This is a genomic window from Vibrio sp. 10N.247.311.13 (assembly GCF_041467595.1).
GTDB classification, from domain to species: Bacteria; Pseudomonadota; Gammaproteobacteria; order Enterobacterales; family Vibrionaceae; genus Vibrio; species Vibrio crassostreae_C.
Genome location: NZ_JBFSUX010000044.1, coordinates 11,458 through 26,701, shown reverse-complemented (window position 1 = coordinate 26,701; position 15,244 = coordinate 11,458). Strand labels below are relative to the sequence as shown.

The following is a 15,244-nucleotide window of genomic DNA, read 5'->3' as shown; positions in this document are numbered from 1 at the left end:
ATGGCGGCATTTGAATACAAAGCGCTGGATGCCAAGGGTAAGAGCAAAAAGGGCTCGATTGAAGCGGATAACGCTCGTCAGGCTCGCCAGCGCTTAAAAGAACAAGGCTTGATGCCGGTTGAGATGACCGAAGCTAAAGCTAAAACGACGAAAGGTGCACAGCCTTCGACCAGCTTTAAGCGTGGTATCAGCACGCCAGACCTTGCTTTGATTACTCGCCAAATTTCCACCTTGGTGCAATCAGGCATGCCGCTAGAAGAGTGCTTGAAAGCCGTGGCGGAGCAATCTGAAAAGCCACGTATTCGAACCATGTTACTGGCGGTTCGTTCGAAGGTAACGGAAGGTTATTCGCTAGCCGATAGCTTGGCTGATTACCCACATATCTTTGATGAACTGTTTAGAGCCATGGTCGCGGCTGGTGAGAAATCGGGTCACTTAGATGCGGTATTGGAGCGACTGGCTGATTACGCAGAAAACCGTCAGAAGATGCGCTCTAAGTTGCTGCAAGCGATGATCTACCCTGTGGTGCTGGTGGTGTTTGCGGTGACGATTGTTTCGTTCCTGCTGGCAACCGTGGTACCTAAGATCGTTGAACCGATTATCCAAATGGGCCAAGAACTTCCTCAATCGACACAATTTTTATTGGCATCGAGTGAATTTATCCAGAATTGGGGCATCCAATTACTGTTGTTGATCATCGGTGTGATTGTGTTGATTAAGACCGCTCTGAAAAAGCCGGGTGTTCGCATGAGTTGGGATCGCAAGCTATTAAGCATTCCACTGATCGGCAAGATCGCGAAAGGAATTAATACCTCTCGTTTTGCACGAACACTCTCTATCTGTACCTCGAGTGCGATTCCTATCCTTGAGGGGATGAAGGTTGCGGTTGATGTAATGTCGAATCACCATGTGAAGCAACAAGTACTGCAGGCGTCAGACAGTGTTAGAGAAGGGGCAAGCCTGCGTAAAGCGCTCGATCAAACCAAACTCTTCCCTCCAATGATGCTGCATATGATCGCCAGTGGTGAGCAGAGTGGTCAGTTAGAGCAAATGCTAACAAGAGCGGCAGATAACCAGGATCAAAGCTTTGAATCGACCGTGAATATCGCGTTAGGTATCTTTACGCCAGCACTTATCGCTTTGATGGCAGGCTTAGTGCTGTTCATTGTGATGGCGACTCTGATGCCGATGCTTGAAATGAATAATTTGATGAGTGGTTAATCAACTGCTCATAAGACGTTAGTTTTTGGATTAACGAGAAGAAGGACATTATTACCTTCAACTCGCTGTCTGTAATTTGGAGAAAATAATGAAAAACAGAATGAAGAAACAATCAGGCTTTACCCTATTAGAAGTGATGGTTGTTGTGGTTATCCTTGGCGTATTGGCGAGCTTTGTTGTACCTAACCTATTGGGTAACAAAGAGAAGGCTGACCAACAAAAAGCCATCACTGATATTGTGGCGCTAGAGAACGCGCTAGATATGTACAAACTGGATAACAGCGTTTACCCAACAACGGATCAAGGTCTTGATGCATTGGTTTCTAAGCCAAGCAGCCCAGAGCCTCGTAACTACCGCGACGGTGGCTACATCAAGCGTCTGCCAAACGACCCATGGGGTAACGAGTACCAATACCTAAGCCCTGGTGATAACGGCACTATTGATATTTTCACTCTTGGTGCTGATGGCCAAGAAGGTGGTGAAGGTATTGCGGCGGATATCGGCAACTGGAACATGCAGGATTTCCAATAAGCTTCAGCTTATTGTTTGATTCGTTATTGATGCTTGATACGTTATTGATGGTAGGACGTAAACAGATGGAGTCTAAAGGTGAAAACTAAGCAAACACAGCCAGGTTTCACCTTGATTGAGATTCTCTTGGTGTTGGTACTACTGTCAGTAACGGCGGTTGCGGTGATCGCGACCATTCCTACCAATAGCAAAGATGTTGCTAAAAAATACGCTCAAAGCTTTTATCAGCGAGTTCAATTACTCAATGAAGAGGCTATTTTGAGCGGCTTAGATTTTGGCGTTCGAGTTGATGAAAAGAAATCGACCTATGTACTGATGGCGCTTAAGTCTGAAGGCTGGCAAGAAGTCGATTTTGAAAAAATCCCCTCTTTAACTGAACTACCGGAAGAACTCGCATTGTCACTGACCTTAGGTGGTGGCGCATGGGAAGACGATGATCGGTTGTTCAACCCAGGAAGCTTGTTTGATGAAGATATGTTTGCTGATCTTGAAGAGGAAAAGAAGCCGAAACCACCACAGATCTACATCTTGTCGAGTGCTGAAATGACGCCATTTGTATTGTCGTTTTATCCAAATACCGGAGACACCATACAAGATGGTTGGCGTATTCGAGTATTGGACAATGGTGTGATTCGACTGCTAGAACCGGGAGAAGAAGATGAAGAGGAATAACCGTTCTCCTTATCGTTCTCGTGGTATGACCCTTGGTTCTCGAGGAATGACGCTGCTTGAGGTATTGGTTGCACTCGCTATCTTTGCGACTGCGGCGATCAGTGTGATTCGTGCTGTCACTCAGCACATCAATACCCTCAGTTATCTAGAAGAAAAAACCTTCGCGGCTATGGTCGTTGATAATCAAATGGCTTTGGTGATGTTGCATCCTGAGAAGCTAAAAAAAGCGCAGGGCACACAAGAGTTGGCCGAGAGAGAGTGGTTTTGGAAGGTCACGCCAATCGATACTAGCGATGATTTATTAAAGGCGTTTGATGTGAGTGTGGCAACCAGTAAACAAGCTTCTCCAGTGGTCACGGTGCGCAGCTATGTGGTCAAGTAAAAGCGTGGCGTTAGCTAAGAGCAAGTCGCTAAGTAAGAGCATGTCCGCCAATAAGCGTGTGCCTCGTAAACAAGGACTATCTTCGAAAGGGAGAGGCTTTACCTTAATTGAGGTTTTGGTCTCGATCGCTATCTTTGCCACGTTAAGCATGGCGGCTTATCAGGTAGTAAATCAGGTTCAGCGCAGCAACGAGCTTTCAATCGAGCGCAGTGCTCGTTTAAATCAACTGCAACGTAGCTTAGTCATTTTAGATAATGATTTTCGCCAGATGGCGGTGCGACAATTTCGTACCAACGGTGAAGAAGCATCATCTAAGCTGATCTTAATTAAAGAGTATTTACTGGATTCCGACAGCGTTGGCATCATGTTTACTCGCCTTGGCTGGCATAACCCACAGCAGCAGTTTCCTCGCGGAGAAGTCACCAAAGTGGGTTACCGCATTAAAGAAGAAACGCTTGAGCGTGTGTGGTGGCGCTACCCCGATACTCCTGCAGGACAAGAAGGTGTGATTACGCCTTTGCTTGATGATGTTGAAAGCTTGGAATTCGAGTTTTATGACGGAAGCCGCTGGGGGAAAGAGTGGCAAGCCGACAAATCGCTACCGAAAGCGGTAAGGTTAAAGCTAACCTTGAAAGATTATGGTGAGATAGAGCGTATTTATCTCACCCCTGGTGGCACGCTAGATCAGGCCGATGATTCTTCAAACAGTGACTCTTCAAGTAGTAATGAGGGGAATAATGACTCATCGAACTAATAAGTTTGCACTGACAAGGTCTGCCATGGGGCGCAAGCAGCGAGGTGTTGCGCTGATCATTATCCTGATGCTACTGGCGATAATGGCAACCATCGCAGGCAGTATGTCGGAACGCCTGTTTACTCAATTTAAGCGCGTGGGCAATCAACTGAATTACCAACAGGCTTACTGGTACAGCATTGGTGTCGAAGCGCTGGTGCAAGACGGCATTAGGCAAAGCTACAAAGACAGTGATACCGTCAACTTGAGTCAACCATGGGCGTTAGAAGAACAGGTATACCCGTTGGATTATGGTCAAGTTAAAGGCCGTATTGTTGATGCTCAGGCATGTTTTAATCTCAATGCGTTGGCTGGTGTGGCGACGACTTCAAGTAACCAAACACCTTATTTAATTACGGTTTGGCAAACCTTGTTGGAAAACCAAGATGTTGAGCCTTATCAGGCCGAGGTTATTGCACATTCAAGCTGGGAATTTGTTGATAGTGATACCCGAACCACCTCTTCAGCTGGTGTAGAAGACAGTACTTATGAGGCGATGAAGCCATCTTATTTGGCAGCGAATGGCTTAATGGCCGATGAGTCCGAGCTACGCTCGGTTTATCAAGTCACTGGTGAGGTGATGAATAAGGTTCGCCCCTTTGTTTGTGCTCTGCCGAGCGACGATTTCCGTTTGAATGTGAATACTCTTACGGAAAAGCTGGCGCCGTTATTGGAAGCGATGTTTGCCCCCGGCTTAAGTGAATCGGATGCCAAACAGCTGATAGACAAACGCCCATTCGATGGTTGGGATACGGTGGATGCGTTTATGGCTGAGCCTGCTATTGTGGGTGTGAGTGCCGAAGTCAGCAAAAAAGCGAAAGCATATTTAACTGTAGATAGCGCCTATTTTGAGCTAGATGCAGAGGTATTAGTTGAGCAGTCACGTGTACGTATACGGACGCTTTTCTATAGTAGTAATCGAGAAACAGTGACGGTAGTACGCCGTCGTTTTGGAGGAATCAGTGAGCGAGTTTCTGACCGTTCGACTGAGTAGCGAACCACAAAGCCCTGTGCAGTGGTTAGTTTGGTCGACAAGCCAACAAGAAGTGATAGCAAGTGGCGAACTGTCTAGCTGGGAGCAGCTGGATGAGTTAACGCCTTACGCTGAAAAGCGTAGCTGTATCGCTTTATTGCCGGGAAATGAATGCTTAATTAAGCGTGTTGAGATCCCGAAAGGTGCTGCTCGCCAGTTCGATTCTATGCTGCCGTTTTTATTAGAAGACGAAGTCGCACAAGATATCGAAGACTTACACCTGACTATTTTAGAGAAAGACGCAACGCACGCGACAGTGTGTGGTGTGGAACGTGATTGGCTTAAGCAGGCGCTGGATACTTTCCGCGAAGCGAACATTATCTTTCGTAAAGTATTGCCTGATACCTTAGCGTTGCCTTTAGAAGATCAGGGCATCAGTGCGCTGCAGATCGACCAACATTGGTTATTGCGTCAAAGCAACTATCAAGCAGTGTCGATCAATGAGGCGTGGCTAGCGATGTTCTTACAAAGCGATTGGGTTGCCTTAGATGACGAAGAGCAATCACCAACGATTTTTAGCTACACCGCACTGCCAAGTGATGACGTTCAACTGCAAAGTGGCATTGAGTGGCAAGCTAAACCTGCTGAACTGGTGATGTCTTTACTGAGCCAACAAGCCATTACAAGTGGCGTAAACTTACTGACGGGCACCTTTAAAACCAAATCTTCATTCAGTAAGTACTGGCGTGTATGGCAAAAAGTAGCGATCGCAGCTTGTTTGCTGGTGGCGGTGATCGTCACTCAGCAAGCCTTAAAGGTTCAGCAGTACGAAGCACAAGCCGAAGCGTACCGAACGGAGAGTGAACGTATTTTTAGAAGCGTACTTCCGGGCAAGCAACGTATTCCGACGGTCAGCTACCTTAAGCGCCAGATGAACGACGAAGCTAAGAAGTATGGTGGCTCGGGTGATGGTGATTCCTTACTTGGATGGCTAGCGTTACTGCCAGAAACTTTAGGACAAGTGAAAGCCATCGAAGTGAATAGTATTCGCTACGACGGCAACCGCTCAGAGGTGAGATTGGAAGCGAAAAGTACTGACTTCCAATATTTCGAGACTGCGCGAGTGAAACTTGAAGAGAAGTTTACCGTTGAGCAAGGGCCATTGAATCGTAATGGTGATGCCGTATTTGGTAGCTTTACCCTTAAACCCCGTCAATAAACTGCGTAAGGAGATCAGTGATGAGAAATATGATTGAGCCACTCCAAGCGTGGTGGACTTCAATAAGTCAAAGAGAGCAACGATTAGTGATTGGTTGCTCAATTTTATTGGTGGTCGGTGTCGTTTATTGGGGGCTAATCCAGCCACTCAGTCAGCGAGCTGAACTTGCGCAGACCCGCATTCAAAGCGAGAAGCAACTACTGGCTTGGGTAACCAATAAAGCCAATGAAGTGGTTGAACTACGAGGCAGTGGCGGCATTAGTGCCAGTCAACCTCTGAATCAATCTGTACCAGCTTCTATGCGTCGCTTTAATATCGAGCTAATACGCGTGCAACCACGTGGCGAAATGTTGCAAGTGTGGGTGAAACCTGTGCCTTTTAATCAGTTCTTAGATTGGCTGACATACTTGAAAGAGAAGCAGGGTGTCGAAGTAGAGTTTATGGACATTGATCGCTCCGATAACCCAGGGGTTATTGAGGTCAACCGACTACAGTTTAAACGAGGTTAATGTGAAACGCGGTTTATCTTTTAAGTATGGCCTGCTCTTCAGTAGCATCTTTATCGTCTTTTTCTCGGTCAGCTTGTTGCTGCATCTACCGGCCTCTTTTGTACTCAAACATGCACCGGCTGTGCGTGGCTTGAATATTGAAGGTGTTGAAGGAACGGTTTGGCAGGGCAGCGCCAATAATATCGCCTGGCAGCGTGTTAATTACGGTTCAGTGCAGTGGGACTTCCAGTTTTCTAAGCTATTTCAAGCCAAAGCAGAACTGGCGGTTCGTTTTGGTCGTAACAGCGACATGAACTTGTCAGGTAAAGGGCGTGTCGGGTACAGCATGAGTGGCGCGTATGCAGAGAACTTAGTGGCCTCAATGCCTGCTATGAACGTGATGAAATACGCCCCAGCCATTCCAGTCCCGGTTTCAATTGGTGGAAAGGTTGAGCTGACGATCAAGCATGCGGTTCATGCTCAACCTTGGTGTCAGTCTGGTGAAGGTACTGTGGCTTGGTCTGGTGCTGCAGTCGATTCACCTGTTGGTTCATTAGACCTTGGTCCTGTGATTGCGGACATAACCTGTGAAGACAGTACAATTGCAGCCAAAGGCGTTCAGAAGAGCACTCAAGTAGACAGTGAGTTCTCAGCGAGTCTAACATCTAACCAGCGCTACACATCTGCAGCGTGGTTTAAACCGGGTGTTGAATTCCCGCCAACGATGCAAAATCAGCTTAAATGGTTGGGTAATCCTGATAGCCAAGGTAAGTACCAGTTTACTTATCAAGGTCGTTTTTAGCTAAACGGCTAAGGGTCACTAAATTACGAGATATAAAAAACGGGCACCTCACTGAGGTGCCCGTTTTGTTTGTTCTGAGAATCTAGAGGATATCTGACAGTTAAAGGGAGCAAACTCGCCTAGTCTTTGCCTTGCAAAATTTCTACCCACGGTAAATCTGCATCACCGAGTACAATGAAGTTCGGGTTTTCTAGCGTTTCTCTTTCATTGTACGAAAGCGGTTCTAGTTGAGTACTTAAGATACGTCCGCCAGCTTCTTCAACAATGCACTGCGTTGCGGCGGTATCCCACTCTCCGGTTGGTCCAAGGCGCAGATAACAATCCACAGCGCCTTCTGCGACTAAACAGGCCTTAAGCGCTGCTGAGCCTAGAGGAACCAAATCATAATTCCATGCTGAGCTCATACGGCTAGTGATGCGATTGATGTCCTGGCGACGGCTGATCGCCATGGCGATTGACTGGTTTGGCAGCTCGTGACGATGCGTTTTGATTTTCACGCTGTCATTAAGGTCTGGGATCTTCCAAGCGCCTTTGCCACTGTAAGCGTAATAGCTCACACCTGAAACGGGTGCGTATACCACGCCCATCACTGGCTTGTTATGCTCGATTAGGGCGATAATTGTCGCGAAATCACCACTTCGTGCGATGAACTCCTGGGTGCCGTCCAGTGGGTCAACTAACCAGTAGCGATCCCATTGAGAGCGTTGCTCTAGGCTGATGTCGGCGTCTTCTTCGGATAATACGGGAATATCAGGCGTCAATTCACTGAGTTTTTTTAATATCAGCTTATGTGCTGCAAGATCGGCACTGGTTACTGGAGTGTCATCACTCTTAATGAACTCTTCGTAATCCTTTTTCTCGTAGATCTCTAAGATGAGTTGACCAGCAGAGCGAGCAATCTCAATGACAGAGGGTAGGAGGTGAGACAAATCTTTTGTTATTGGCATAAATGTTCTCTTACTCTTAGAGCGAGCCTGAATGTTCTAGTTATTGTTTAATACACGAAGGCTTAAAAGCAGGGCTGTAATACTCCGAGCCTCACAGAAATCGAGATGTGTTAACAGTTCTTCGGCTTGAGCAAGTGGCCAGCGCACAATATCGAGAGGCTCTGGCTCATCACCTTCTAGCTTTTCTGGGTAGAGGTCTTCTGCAATAAACAGCGTCATTTTGCTAGAGAAGTAAGAGGGTGCAAGGATCACTTCCTTCAGCGGAGTAAGCTTGTTGGCACCGAAGCCTATCTCTTCTTTGAGTTCGCGAACGGCGGCTTCGTTTGGCTGCTCACCTGGATCAATCAGCCCTTTTGGAAAGCCAAGTTCGTAGCGTTCAGTTCCCGCTGCATATTCACGTACTAATAGAATATCGCCTTGCTCAGTAATAGGAACCATCATCACTGCGTTGCGCCCGCTGGGCTTCATGCGTTCGTAAGTGCGCTCTTCGCCGTTTGAAAAGCGTAAGTCGAGAGACTCGATAGAGAATAGTCTTGATTGAGCGACAGTTTGTTTAGCCAAAATCTCTGGCTTGGTCCTTTTCGTCATTGCGCTCGCTCCTTAGCTCATTGGAATTCTTTCTTATAAAGTCATTCTAATATAGGGGAAATGACCTTGAGTTCCTAGATCCGAGTTTTCATATCCGAAAATTATTGAAGCAGGAATCGATTACGATCACTTGAATACCTTACTCAAGATGGTAACGAGGTGAAAATATGGTTGTATAGCAAAAGAGTATAGAGAGAACGCGATAGTCCTAACTTGCTTATCCACATAACAAAAAAGGTTGATGCTTGCGCATCAACCTTTCAAATAACAACTAACACTAAATCAGTGATTAGTAGTAAGAGTGCTCACCACGATCGTGCTCAGTTGCATCACGAACAGCAGTCAGTTCACCTTCAAACTGTTGAAGAAGTTCTTTCTCGATGCCTTCTTTTAGCGTTACATCAACCATAGAACAACCGTTACAACCACCACCGAATGCTACAATAGCTGCGCCGTCTTCAGTGATTTCTACCAAGCTAACGTGACCGCCGTGACCAGCAAGTTGTGGGTTAACTTGTGTTTGAATTGCGTATTCAACACGTTCTAGAAGTGGTGCATCGTCTGCGACTTTACGCATCTTAGCGTTTGGTGCTTTAAGCGTTAGCTGAGAGCCCATTTTGTCAGTAACGAAGTCAATTTCAGCTTCATCTAGGAACGGTAGGCTTAGCTCATCTACGTATGCAGAGAAAGCTTCGAATTTAAGCTCTGTGTCAGACGCTTCGATAGCATCTGTTGGGCAGTAAGAAACACCACACTCAGCGTTTTGTGTGCCTGGGTTTACCACGAACACACGAATGTTTGTACCTTCAGGCTGCTGTGACAGCAGATTGGCAAAGTGAGTTTGAGCTGTTTCTGTAATAGTAATATTTGACACGACGAATACCTGAGTAGATTTGTAGGTTATTAGCGCCATTCTACTCCTGTCAGATTTGTAATTCAGCCCTTTTTTGTTGGATTGCTGTACAAGTAGTGATTCACAGCTTTTATCCAGAGGGCTCAGGAGTGCGGCAGATGCAGTAAATATCAATCCTTTTAACGTCCACTTCAAGTAGTAATTGGCATAATTGATACACAGTACTGCCGGTGGTTACAACATCATCAATTATCGCGACGTGAGAGGGGATAGTTCCTTGAACGTCTTGTTTTCGCAGCGCAAAAGCGCTCTTTAGATTGTGTAATCGTACGGATTTAGTCAGCCCCTGCTGTGAAGCCGTTGAGCGAATTCGACGAAAGAGCACATCACTTTCAACGCCAAGCTCTTGAGCCGTGTAGTCGGCTAGCAGCTTACTTTGATTAAAGCCGCGATGAGTATATCGACGCCAATGCAGCGGCACGCTGGTGATCAGCGGAGCAGGATATTCGATACGTGATGCCAATAGCTTAGATAGATCACGTGCAAACCAAAACTTATCAGCGTACTTCATTTGCTGAATGTAACCTGCTGTAGGGAAGGTGTAATCGCCGACACAGTAGAGGCGATGCCAAGGTGGAGGTTGAGATAAGCACTGTCCGCACTGCTCTACTGTGAGCAGTGTTTTTAAACCACATCGTTGGCAGCGTGGTACTGGCTGAAAGAGTTTGAGACAAGAATTACACCATCGAGGATGTGTATCACTGGGCAGTTTATCAAGTTTGCACAGGTGGCATTGAGGTGTGACCAGACGTGGTGTGTGTTTTTGTAGCCAATCGGATAACATAGCTCGTGATGCTTTTGGGTTATGGTGTTCCTTTTGCTCACCATACTGAAAAGCGCGGATTATCGCTGATGGAAAAAGTAGGGAATATTGAGAATGAGTGACGCGTTATATTGGCATGTTTCTGGGCAAGGGCCTGATTTAGTACTGGTTCACGGCTGGGGAATGAACGGTGCGGTATGGCAACAAACCGTTAATGCATTACAAGCTGATTTTCGAGTGCATGTTGTCGATTTACCAGGGTATGGACACAGCGCGCACTGCCACGCTCAAGATCTTGAAGAGATTGCTCAGCAGCTTTTGGCCGAAGCACCAAAGCAAGCGATTTGGGTGGGTTGGTCACTTGGAGGCTTGGTCGCAACGCACATGGCTCTCCATCACTCAGATTACGTGAGCAAGCTGGTGACTGTCGCCAGTTCTCCCAAATTCGCCGCTGCAAAAGAGCCCGTGTTATGGCGAGGCATTCAGCCCAACGTATTAAGCGCATTCACCGAGCAACTGGTTGAAGATTTCCAAACCACCATCGAACGCTTTATGGCATTGCAAGCCATGGGCAGCCCTTCAGCAAGGCAAGATGTAAAACAACTCAAGCAAGCGGTGCTGTCTCGCCCGTTGCCGAACCCTGACTCATTATTGGCAGGATTAAAGATGCTGTCGGATGTCGATCTGCGTGAACAACTGCCTGAGATTTCAGTACCAATGCTACGCTTGTATGGTCGATTAGATGGATTGGTGCCAATCAAGGTTGCGAAAGACTTAGGCACAGCCTTGCCTCATACCGAGCAATACATATTTACCCAGTCTTCGCATGCACCGTTTATGACCGAAGCGGATGCCTTTTGCAGTGAGCTTGTCAGCTTCGCACAAAAATAATTGCTAAATATATATCCGGCTTGGTCGATATATAAGCTAATACCAATCACAGTAAGTAAGTGTTCAAAAATAGCGTAGGTAAAAGGCTTGAGAACAAGGCAGCTTTTTTTTGACAAGTAGTTTCGATAAGTAGTTATTCTACAATCAAAAAATTTAACGCCGTTATCGAGCATTTTAACAAGCTAGGATGATCAGTTATTTACTACGATTGGTATAACACCAACGTGTTGCTTGATACTCAGACCTAACTCTCTCCTGAGCTGATTGCGGTAAGTTGGGCTATGCCTGTTGTGCTGACTCACAGTACAACAGCGTTATAGCAAAAACGATGGGCGATTCTTGAGGAGAGTTCGCGATGATTGTGTCACCTGCAACTGCAGTGAGTGTGCCACTAATCGCCCCGTCCGTTAATGTGCAAACAGAGCAAGTTGCGCGTGATAATAGAGTCCGAGAGCCTGTTGCTCCCGCAGTAGCATTGGCGAGAACCAATGCAGAGCGTAAGGTAAAATCAGACGATAAACGAAGGCAGCAGTCGGCTTGGGATCCTTCAGACCATCCAGGTTATGAAATGGAGAACGAGTCAGAGGCCAATTCGGTTAGCCAAGAAGAGCCACAAGACCCTTTTGATCGGCTGTTCAGCTTATTGGCACTGAAAACATACAGTGCTGATCAAGGCAAAGGTTATACCATGCGTTTCCGCCTGCCAAAGCATGTTTTAGATGCGGCGATTCAGGAAGGACAGATGGAGAAACGACGTAAGGTCATAAAGTATCATTATGGTCATGCTGTTGCGCCTCATGCTCCGTCAGAGATGTTGGTCGTATTATAATTATACTCTTCATACTTGAAGCTGCAGCGTTGTTAACTGCGTAAGTTCACCCTAATCACATAGAACCCCTATGCTCATAGGGCTGAACTTCATTCCTTTGTAGGGAAAAGGTTGCCTAGCTGCAACTCCAATTATTTTGAGTATAAACACGAAGAATACAACCAAGCTTCGATGTCTCTTTTGAACACATAATAAAAAAACCTGCATACCCTAAGGGATGCAGGTTTTCTGTTTTAGGCGAATCTGTTTTTCAAATGCGCTATTGGATTATTTTTTCGCTTTAGCAAAAGCAGCTGCGAATGCACCACCCATTGCAGCGTTTTGTTGCGGCTCTTCACGACGGCGTTGGCCACCTTGCGAGTTTTGATTCGAGCGGTTTTGTGTACGAGGTGCACTTGAACGTTGAGCACGGTTGTCTTGTCCAGGCTCGTCCTTCATACGCATGCTTAGTGCAATACGTTTACGCTGAACATCCACTTCCATCACCTTCACTTTCACGATGTCGCCCGCTTTAACCACTTCACGTGGGTCAGAGACAAAGCGATCGGTGAGCGCTGAAATATGCACTAAGCCATCTTGGTGAACACCAATATCAACGAAGGCACCAAAGTTAGCCACGTTCGATACCACACCTTCTAAAATCATGCCCGGTTCTAGATCTGAAACACTGTTTACGCCATCGGCGAAGGTTGCAGTCTTAAATTCAGGGCGAGGGTCACGGCCCGGTTTATCGAGCTCTTTGATGATGTCGCTGACCGTTGGTACACCGAAGTTCTCATTGGTGTAATCGATGGCGTGTAAGCCACGTAAGAAGTCTGTGTTACCCACCAGAGATTTGATGTCTTTGTGGTTTTTCTCAGCGATGCTTTTCACTACTGGGTAAGCTTCTGGGTGAACCGATGATGCATCTAACGGGTTCTTACCATCCATAATACGTAGGAAACCAGCACACTGTTCAAAGGCTTTTGGCCCTAAGCGAGCCACTTTCTTCAACGTAGTGCGCGCTTCAAAACGACCATTCTCGTCACGGAAATCCACGATGTTCTGAGCGATAGTGCTAGAAAGGCCGGCTACGCGAGTAAGTAGCGCGGCAGACGCTGTATTCACATCAACGCCTACGGCGTTTACACAGTCTTCGACAATCGCATCTAGGCGCTTAGCGAGCATAGTTTGGCTCACATCGTGTTGGTATTGGCCCACACCGATCGATTTAGGGTCAATCTTCACTAGCTCTGCCAGTGGATCTTGCAGACGACGAGCAATAGACACCGCACCACGAATTGATACATCCATGTTCGGGAACTCTTTTGCAGCTAGTTCAGACGCGGAATACACCGATGCGCCCGCTTCGCTAACAATGATCTTTTGCGCTTTTAGGTTGCCGCGTTTAATTACGTCAGCCACAAAGCTGTCGGTTTCGCGTGAAGCCGTACCGTTACCAATCGCAATCAAATCAACATTGAATTGACGAACCATCTGCTCAACCACGTGTGCCGATTTGTCGTATTGCTTTTGAGGTGGGTGAGGGTAAATAGTTTCTGTTGCCAAAACCTTACCGGTTGAATCCACGACAGCGATTTTCGAACCGGTACGTAAACCTGGGTCCAAGCCTAAGGTTGCTCGAGGACCAGCTGGCGCTGCCATGAGTAGGTCTTTTAGGTTGGTTGCGAATACTTCAATCGCTTCGATCTCTGCACGCTCTTTCATTGCGCCCATCAATTCAGTTTCCATGTGCATAGAAACCTTGATGCGCCATGCCCAGCTGATCACTTGCTTACGCCACACGTCCGCAGGAGCACAGCTCAGAGTAATGCCGTAGTGATCAGAGATAATGTTCTCACAGTATGAACCACGTACACCTTCTTCTTGCTCAGGATCGGCATTCATCGCCAGTGTTAGGAAGCCTTCATTGCGGCCACGCAGCATGGCAAGTGCACGGTGAGACGGCACTTTGCTGAGTGTTTCGTTGTGCTCGAAGTAGTCTTTGAACTTCTCGCCTTCTTGCTCTTTACCTGTCACTACACGAGCGACTAGCTCTGAGTTGCGTGTTAGGTGTTGGCGAATCTTTTCTAGTAGGTTTGCGTCTTCCGCAATGCGTTCCATGATGATCGCACGAGCACCATCGAGAGCAGCTTTGGTATCGGCAATGCCTTTATCGTTGCTGATGAAGTTCGCCGCTTCCGTTTCTGGATCGTGCTGTGGTTCATTCCACAGTGTGTCGGCAAGTGGTTCTAAGCCCGCTTCAATCGCGATCTGGCCTTTAGTACGGCGCTTTGGTTTGTATGGCAGGTATAAATCTTCTAGGCGAGTCTTGCTGTCTGCTTGAGTGATATCACGCTCGAGTTCTGGCGTGAGTTTTCCTTGGTCTTGAATCGACTTAAGAATCGTTTGGCGACGATCGTCTAGCTCGCGAAGGTATGAAAGGCGGCTATCAAGGTTACGTAGTTGGGTATCGTCTAAGCCACCCGTAACTTCTTTACGGTAGCGGGCAATAAAGGGAACGGTGTTACCGTCGTCAATTAGGTTGACTGCGGCGATGACTTGCTCTGAACGAACATTCAGTTCTTCAGCAATCAGTCGACAGATAGCTTGGCTCATCCGATGAATCTCTTATTTAATATCGTGACAAATACATGGGGGTGAGCGTACGCTTTTTCTAGCTATGACTGTGTAATTATCCTGTCAGAAGTCGAATTTCCGTTTGTGATACCCGCTTTGTGCGAGATCTCTTACAAGTGATGTGAGACTAAGTCGCTTTAGACCGATGAAATCGTCTTGATGTTACACTAAGTTGCTGATTTTATTTGATTGTGTGTTTGTGGGCGTATTTCTCACCTGAAATGTTTTTTAAGACTATCTAGGAAACACGGCCATTTGCCGTAATATTTAACTTGTCGACAGGGAGTTGGCAGGAACAGGAAAAAGCCTAATGGACTAGGTATCTTCAGGATGAAGATTTGATTACTTAGGATGAGTGGTCAGCAAGGAAGTGATAATCTCTGGATGAGATTCGCCAGTCAGGATGACAGGCTAGAATGGACACCGCTAGGATGGCGATGAACAAAAAGGAAATTGGTTAAAGGATTTAGCCACTATCAAGGAAAGATGCAGGGAGCACCTTATCTCGAAGAGATAAACAGTAGCCGGATTGCTGCGATAGAGACTTAACCCCGCTAGGCGAAAGCCTTGCGGGGTTTTCTTTTATCTGGAGTTTGGGTTTGCTGAACACTC

General features: G+C 46.8%; 16 protein-coding genes. 11 read left to right on the top strand and 5 right to left on the bottom strand.

Annotated features, from left to right (window positions below; genetic code table 11):
• From gspF to AB6E52_RS16485, 9 genes are all read left to right on the top strand, one after another.
• On the top strand, positions 1 to 1,221 hold the full coding sequence (gene gspF, locus AB6E52_RS16525) for a type II secretion system inner membrane protein GspF (protein WP_102320993.1): 1,221 nt from the start codon (positions 1 to 3) through the stop codon (positions 1,219 to 1,221).
• 88 nt (positions 1,222 to 1,309) lie between these two features.
• A complete protein-coding gene (gspG, locus tag AB6E52_RS16520) occupies positions 1,310 to 1,753 on the top strand; it encodes a type II secretion system major pseudopilin GspG (protein ID WP_017062485.1) in 444 nt (147 codons plus the stop codon).
• Between the two features lie 78 nt (positions 1,754 to 1,831).
• A complete protein-coding gene (gene gspH / locus AB6E52_RS16515; RefSeq protein WP_017062484.1) occupies positions 1,832 to 2,425 on the top strand; it encodes a type II secretion system minor pseudopilin GspH in 594 nt (197 codons plus the stop codon).
• Complete coding sequence (gspI, locus tag AB6E52_RS16510; RefSeq protein WP_048612449.1) at positions 2,412 to 2,807, top strand: type II secretion system minor pseudopilin GspI; 396 nt, start codon at positions 2,412 to 2,414, stop codon at positions 2,805 to 2,807. The genes gspH and gspI overlap by 14 nt, the downstream gene beginning before the upstream one ends.
• Positions 2,794 to 3,561 (top strand): type II secretion system minor pseudopilin GspJ, encoded by a 768-nt coding sequence (gene gspJ, locus AB6E52_RS16505; RefSeq protein ID WP_065585035.1) that lies wholly within the window; start codon positions 2,794 to 2,796, stop codon positions 3,559 to 3,561. Before gspI ends, gspJ begins: the two co-directional genes overlap by 14 nt.
• Positions 3,545 to 4,594 (top strand): type II secretion system minor pseudopilin GspK, encoded by a 1,050-nt coding sequence (gspK, locus tag AB6E52_RS16500; protein WP_102320994.1) that lies wholly within the window; start codon positions 3,545 to 3,547, stop codon positions 4,592 to 4,594. Before gspJ ends, gspK begins: the two co-directional genes overlap by 17 nt.
• Positions 4,563 to 5,792, top strand: coding sequence for a type II secretion system protein GspL (gspL, locus tag AB6E52_RS16495; RefSeq protein WP_102320995.1), 1,230 nt, complete (start codon positions 4,563 to 4,565; stop codon positions 5,790 to 5,792). The genes gspK and gspL overlap by 32 nt, the downstream gene beginning before the upstream one ends.
• Before the next feature lie 20 nt (positions 5,793 to 5,812).
• A complete protein-coding gene (locus AB6E52_RS16490) occupies positions 5,813 to 6,301 on the top strand; it encodes a type II secretion system protein M (RefSeq protein WP_017062479.1) in 489 nt (162 codons plus the stop codon).
• 1 nt (position 6,302) lies between these two features.
• Complete coding sequence (locus AB6E52_RS16485) at positions 6,303 to 7,082, top strand: type II secretion system protein N (RefSeq protein WP_102320996.1); 780 nt, start codon at positions 6,303 to 6,305, stop codon at positions 7,080 to 7,082.
• A gap of 119 nt (positions 7,083 to 7,201) precedes the next feature.
• Here AB6E52_RS16485 and cysQ read toward each other — a convergent pair whose 3' ends face one another.
• From cysQ to AB6E52_RS16465, 4 genes are all read right to left on the bottom strand, one after another.
• Positions 7,202 to 8,029 (bottom strand): 3'(2'),5'-bisphosphate nucleotidase CysQ, encoded by an 828-nt coding sequence (gene cysQ / locus AB6E52_RS16480; protein ID WP_017062477.1) that lies wholly within the window; start codon positions 8,027 to 8,029, stop codon positions 7,202 to 7,204.
• Positions 8,030 to 8,065: 36 nt separating this feature from the next.
• Positions 8,066 to 8,617 carry an ADP compounds hydrolase NudE gene (nudE, locus tag AB6E52_RS16475; RefSeq protein ID WP_017062476.1) on the bottom strand — a complete coding sequence of 184 codons (552 nt, stop codon included), beginning with the start codon at positions 8,615 to 8,617 and terminating at the stop codon, positions 8,066 to 8,068.
• A 289-nt stretch (positions 8,618 to 8,906) separates the two neighbouring features.
• The gene (gene nfuA / locus AB6E52_RS16470; RefSeq protein WP_004741449.1) at positions 8,907 to 9,491 is read right to left on the bottom strand and encodes a Fe-S biogenesis protein NfuA; all 585 of its coding nucleotides are present in this window, start codon (positions 9,489 to 9,491) and stop codon (positions 8,907 to 8,909) included.
• A gap of 109 nt (positions 9,492 to 9,600) precedes the next feature.
• Positions 9,601 to 10,314 (bottom strand): ComF family protein, encoded by a 714-nt coding sequence (locus AB6E52_RS16465; RefSeq protein WP_170962350.1) that lies wholly within the window; start codon positions 10,312 to 10,314, stop codon positions 9,601 to 9,603.
• A gap of 93 nt (positions 10,315 to 10,407) precedes the next feature.
• On the opposite strand from AB6E52_RS16465, the gene bioH reads away from it, so the two are divergent.
• Together bioH and AB6E52_RS16455 are read left to right on the top strand one after the other, a co-directional pair.
• Positions 10,408 to 11,184 carry a pimeloyl-ACP methyl ester esterase BioH gene (gene bioH / locus AB6E52_RS16460; protein ID WP_017063077.1) on the top strand — a complete coding sequence of 259 codons (777 nt, stop codon included), beginning with the start codon at positions 10,408 to 10,410 and terminating at the stop codon, positions 11,182 to 11,184.
• Positions 11,185 to 11,539: 355 nt separating this feature from the next.
• Positions 11,540 to 12,013, top strand: a complete 474-nt coding sequence (locus AB6E52_RS16455; protein WP_017063078.1) for a hypothetical protein — start codon at positions 11,540 to 11,542, stop codon at positions 12,011 to 12,013.
• Between the two features lie 267 nt (positions 12,014 to 12,280).
• On the opposite strand, the gene AB6E52_RS16450 is transcribed toward AB6E52_RS16455, so the two are convergent.
• A complete protein-coding gene (locus AB6E52_RS16450; RefSeq protein ID WP_102320998.1) occupies positions 12,281 to 14,611 on the bottom strand; it encodes a Tex family protein in 2,331 nt (776 codons plus the stop codon).
• Between the last annotated feature and the right edge of the window lie 633 nt (positions 14,612 to 15,244).

Excerpts from the sequence above, each read along its gene's own strand:
- gspI (WP_048612449.1), top strand. The coding sequence starts at position 2,412 with ATGAAGAGGAATAACCGTTCTCCTTATCGTTCTCGTGGTATGACCCTT.
- gspF (WP_102320993.1), top strand. The coding sequence starts at position 1 with ATGGCGGCATTTGAATACAAAGCGCTGGATGCCAAGGGTAAGAGCAAA.
- AB6E52_RS16455 (WP_017063078.1), top strand. The coding sequence starts at position 11,540 with ATGATTGTGTCACCTGCAACTGCAGTGAGTGTGCCACTAATCGCCCCG.
- cysQ (WP_017062477.1), bottom strand. The coding sequence starts at position 8,029 with ATGCCAATAACAAAAGATTTGTCTCACCTCCTACCCTCTGTCATTGAG.
- AB6E52_RS16490 (WP_017062479.1), top strand. The coding sequence starts at position 5,813 with ATGAGAAATATGATTGAGCCACTCCAAGCGTGGTGGACTTCAATAAGT.
- bioH (WP_017063077.1), top strand. The coding sequence starts at position 10,408 with ATGAGTGACGCGTTATATTGGCATGTTTCTGGGCAAGGGCCTGATTTA.
- nudE (WP_017062476.1), bottom strand. The coding sequence starts at position 8,617 with ATGACGAAAAGGACCAAGCCAGAGATTTTGGCTAAACAAACTGTCGCT.
- gspK (WP_102320994.1), top strand. The coding sequence starts at position 3,545 with ATGACTCATCGAACTAATAAGTTTGCACTGACAAGGTCTGCCATGGGG.
- AB6E52_RS16450 (WP_102320998.1), bottom strand. The coding sequence starts at position 14,611 with ATGAGCCAAGCTATCTGTCGACTGATTGCTGAAGAACTGAATGTTCGT.
- gspJ (WP_065585035.1), top strand. The coding sequence starts at position 2,794 with ATGTGGTCAAGTAAAAGCGTGGCGTTAGCTAAGAGCAAGTCGCTAAGT.
- gspG (WP_017062485.1), top strand. The coding sequence starts at position 1,310 with ATGAAAAACAGAATGAAGAAACAATCAGGCTTTACCCTATTAGAAGTG.
- AB6E52_RS16465 (WP_170962350.1), bottom strand. The coding sequence starts at position 10,314 with ATGTTATCCGATTGGCTACAAAAACACACACCACGTCTGGTCACACCT.